The sequence below is a fragment of the Variovorax sp. P1_H12_2 genome, assembly GCF_056405335.1.
Map to the genome: position 1 here is coordinate 1 of NZ_JBFUCI010000516.1, position 3,991 is coordinate 3,991.

The 3,991-nt window shown below is 70.6% G+C and carries 4 protein-coding genes; all 4 read right to left on the reverse strand.

From position 1 onward, the window contains the following. Positions 1–158: 158 nt before the first annotated feature. Complete coding sequence (locus AC1D2K_RS31415; protein ID WP_478093937.1) at positions 159–788, reverse strand: 3'-5' exonuclease; 630 nt, start codon at positions 786–788, stop codon at positions 159–161. Then, complete coding sequence (locus tag AC1D2K_RS31420; protein WP_478093939.1) at positions 785–2,626, reverse strand: putative nucleotidyltransferase substrate binding domain-containing protein; 1,842 nt, start codon at positions 2,624–2,626, stop codon at positions 785–787. The genes AC1D2K_RS31415 and AC1D2K_RS31420 overlap by 4 nt, the downstream gene beginning before the upstream one ends. 107 nt (positions 2,627–2,733) lie before the next feature. Continuing rightward, entirely contained in the window at positions 2,734–3,408 is a 675-nt protein-coding gene (locus tag AC1D2K_RS31425; protein WP_478093941.1) for a TetR family transcriptional regulator C-terminal domain-containing protein, read from the reverse strand. 37 nt (positions 3,409–3,445) lie between these two features. After that, a partial coding sequence (locus AC1D2K_RS31430; protein WP_478093942.1) for a flavin reductase family protein occupies positions 3,446–3,991 on the reverse strand: 546 nt, incomplete at its 5' end.

Consider the following 3,991-nt stretch of genomic DNA (forward strand, 5'->3'; position numbering starts at 1 on the left):
CCGGGCCGCCCCAAGGCGGCCTGCGGCCCCCCCGGGGGGCAGCGACCACACGAAGTGAGGGAGCGTGGGGGCCAGGCCGGCGCYGGGCCGCCCCAAGGCGGCCTGCGGCCCCCCCGGGGGGCAGCGACCACACGAAGTGAGGGAGCGTGGGGGCCATCTCACGCCAGTGCGCGCAGCTTGAGGAAGGCCAGTGCCGCCATCACCGCATCGTTCAGTGCATCGTGCGCCGGGCGCTGCGGCAGGTCCAGCGCCGCCATGATGGCGGCGAAGCGAAGGTCGATGTCGCCATTGCGAAGGTGCGGCGAACGGCGCCGGTTCACGTGGTCGTAGTAGAGCGCCGAGACCTCGATCTTCGGCTGCGGCAGGCCCATGCCCAGCATCGGAAACAGCACGCGGTCGATCATCGCGACGTCGAACTCGAGGTAGTAGCCCACCAGGGGCCGGCTGCCGATGAAGTGCATCAGGCGCTGCACCGCGGCGTCGGCCGTCAGGCCCTGCGCCAGGTCGCGCTCGCGCAGCTGGTGCACGCGCACGCTGCCGGCGGCGACGCTGCGGCGTTCGGGCCGCACCAGCAGCTCGAGCCGCTCGCTGCACATCACCCGGTTGCCCTGGATGCGCACTGCGGCGATCGCGACGATCTCGTCGCGCCGCGGGTCCAGTCCGGTGGTCTCGCAGTCGATCGCCACCCACTCGTCGGCGGGCGGCGGATCCCACATGAAGCGAAAGCGCGGGTCGCCCAGGTGCTGGAGCAGCCACCAGCGCTTGAGGGCGGAGAGCCAGCCGGTCACAGCGCGTCCAGCCGGAAGCTCAGGCGCAGCATGCGGCGAAAGCGCTTGACCACCTCCAGCGTGTCCTTGAGCAGGTCGCGCTCGAGACTGCTCATGCGGGCCGGATCGATCTGGCCCGTCACCGTGTGCCCGGCCTCCTGTTCCGCCAGTCCGGCCTTGAGCCTCAGGCCCATGAAGAAATAGAGGCTCTCGAGCACGTCGGTGGCGAGCTCGCGCTCGATGTGGCCGCCGGCGGCCAGGGCCTCGAGGCGCCCCGTGGTGGAGCTCGTGTCCAGGCCCGCGCGCAGGGCCAGGCTGCGCACGCCATGCACGATCGGGAACAGGCCCTGCTTCTTGATGTCGAAGCGCTGCCCGGCTTGCTCGCCAAGCGTCAACAGGCGCTGCCACCAGCGCGGGTCGTCGGCGAAGGCATCGATCGCCGCGGCGAATCGCGCCAGCATGGCGTCGTTGTCGGTGGCCAGAGAGAACAATCGGGCCCGCACGCCGGCCAGCAGCGCGGCGTCGCCGGACACTGCGTGGGCATCGAGGAAGATCGCCAGTGCCATCAGCCGCTCGCCATCGGCCTGCAGCAGCCACTGGCAGGCGCGTTCTCCGAACTCGGCCTGGCTGCCGCGCCACTGCGGACTCGAGACCATGATGCCGCCGGGACATTCGGGGTAGCCGAATTCGATCAGTGTGCGCGTCAGGCGGGCGCAGATCTCGTCCAGGTCGGCCGGCGGCGCATAGCCGTCGCGCAGCAGCAGGCCGTTGTCCTGGTCCGTTTTCAGCAACTGCTCGCCGCGCCCCTCGCTGCCCATCACGAACAGGCAGCTGTTGGCGACCAGCGCCGGCGGCGCGATCAACGCCCAGGCGCGCTGGAACAACTGGGCGTTGAGTGCCTGCACCAGCGTGGCGATCTGCCCGACCCGGGTGCCGCCGCCGTGCAGCAGGCCCACCAGCTGCGTGACGTGCCCGCTGGCCCGGGCCAGGGCCTCGAGGTCCTGCGCCTCGGCGATCTCGCGGTTGATCAGGTAGGAGTGGTTGGAGAGGAAGCTGAACAGGTCGAGCGCCTCCAGCACGCCCAGGACCTCCCCGCCGCCGTTGCCGGCCATCACGACCACGCGGTGCACCTTGTGCCGCACCATGACGGTCAGCGCGTCGCCCACCGGATCGGCGGCGTTGACGGTGATCAGGCCGAAGCTGCTCACCTCGCGCACCGGCAGCCGGTCCAGCGGGGTGCCATGCAGCACCGCGCGCTGCAGCGCCGTCACGGTGAAGATGCCCAGGCGCGGCGCGCCGCCGGCCAGGTCGCGCACCAGCACGTTGGTGCTGCGCTCGGCCTGCAGCAGGCGCACGACCGAGAGAACGTCGCAGTCGGCGTCGACGAAGTGCGGCGCCCGCACGGGAATCGCATCGACCCGCGCCAGGGCCAGCGACTGGAGCTCGTGCTGGCCGCGGCGGCCCGCGATGGTGGCCAGCTTGTTCGACAGGTCGGAGAACAGCAGGGCACCGAAGGCCGCGTTGCGTGCGATCAGTTCGTTCACCGCCTCGCGCGCGAGTTGGTAGGCCAGCACCTCCTCGGCCGCCACGAAGCGCCCGCTGACCTGCCCGGCCACCAGGCTGCGGCCGTCGAAGGTGTCGTGCGGGCCGAAGCTGGCGACCGGTTCGCTGTCGCCCGGCGCGAACTGCCGCACGAAGCCCTTGATGACGACGAACAGGTGGGTCGGGGCCATGCCGGCCTCGAGGATCGCCTCGCCCTCGCGGAAGTAGGCGATGTCGACCTGCGCGCGCACCCGTTCGCGCTCTTCGGGCGTCAGGCAGTCGAAGGGCGAGTGGTCGAAGTCGAAGGCGCTGGGCATTGCGGGTGTGCGCCGGCAGCGCATGGCTGCATCGGCGTGGACCCGATGATCGACCAAAGGCCGACTTGGTGCCACCCCGCGGCATCAAGCTTTGGCATCCGCGGCCTCTAGCGGACCCCGGCGCCCTTCAGCAGGAACGCGGTCACCTGCTCGATCAGGTAGCGGCGGTCCTTGTCGTCGCTCTCCGGCATTCTCCTGAACAGCGCGACCTGCGTCGCGTGGTCCGCATAGAACTGCGTCACGGCCCACAGATGGAACAGCAGCAGCATCGGGTCCACCGGGTCCATCAGGCCCTGGTCGATCCAGTTCTGGATCACCGCCGCCGCCTGGTCGGTGCGCTCATGGCTGTGGCCCATCAGCGGCCGCAGCACTGGTGCGCCGCGCATCATCTCGGCCGTGAAGATCCTCGAGCGCAGCGGGTGTTCGAACGAGAACATCATCTTGCGATGGATCAGGTCGCTGAGCACCTTGCGCGGCCCGAAGGCCTCGTCGCTGAAGCCGAAGACGCCGATCCAGTCGTCGATGATCCCCTGCAGCACCTGCCGGTACAGCGCCTCCTTGCTCTCGATGTAGTAGTGCAGCTGCGCCTTCGACAAGCCGGCCTTGTCGGCGATGGCCTGGGTCGAGGCGCCGGCCAGGCCCTCGCTGGCGAACACCTCCACCGCGGCCTGGTGGATCAGGGCCTGCAGCTGGGTGTACTTGCGCGCCCGGCCGCGCGTGGCGGGCGCGTCGAGGGACTCGTCCGGTGCATTTGCGGCGTCGCTGTTCGGTGCGGTGGTCATCGGATGTACAGGGTAACAAGGCAGCCGCGCGGGCCGCCTACAGTTCGATCACCAGTTCCTCGCCCTTGGCGCGCGAGCAGCACAGCGCCACCTTGTGGGCGCGCTCGCTGCCGGTGAGGCAGAAATCGCGATGCTCCGCGCCCTCGCCCTCGCAGCCCACCACGCAGGTGCCGCACAGGCCCTGCTCGCACGACACCGGGATGTCGATGCCGAAGCCACGCAGCGCGTCGACCGCGCTCTGGTCGCCGGCCACCGGCACGCGGATGTTGCGCTGCGCGAGCCGCAGCACGAAGGGCTTGCCGGTGCCGCCCGCGGCATCGGCGGGGGCCGCGAAGTACTCGGTGTGCACCACGTCCTCGGGCCAGTGGGCGGCCGCTGTGCGAACCGCCTGCATGAAGCCGGCCGGACCGCAGACGTAGAGGTGGGTGCCCGGGTCGTGCCGCGCCAGCAACTGCCTCAGATCGATCTTCTGCGAAGCGTCGCCGGCGTCGAAGTGCAGCCGCACGTGCGGCGCCAGCGCCGGCGCGCGCAGCGCCTGCGCGAAGGCCAGGTGCTCCTCGCCGCGCACGAACAGGCAGAGTTC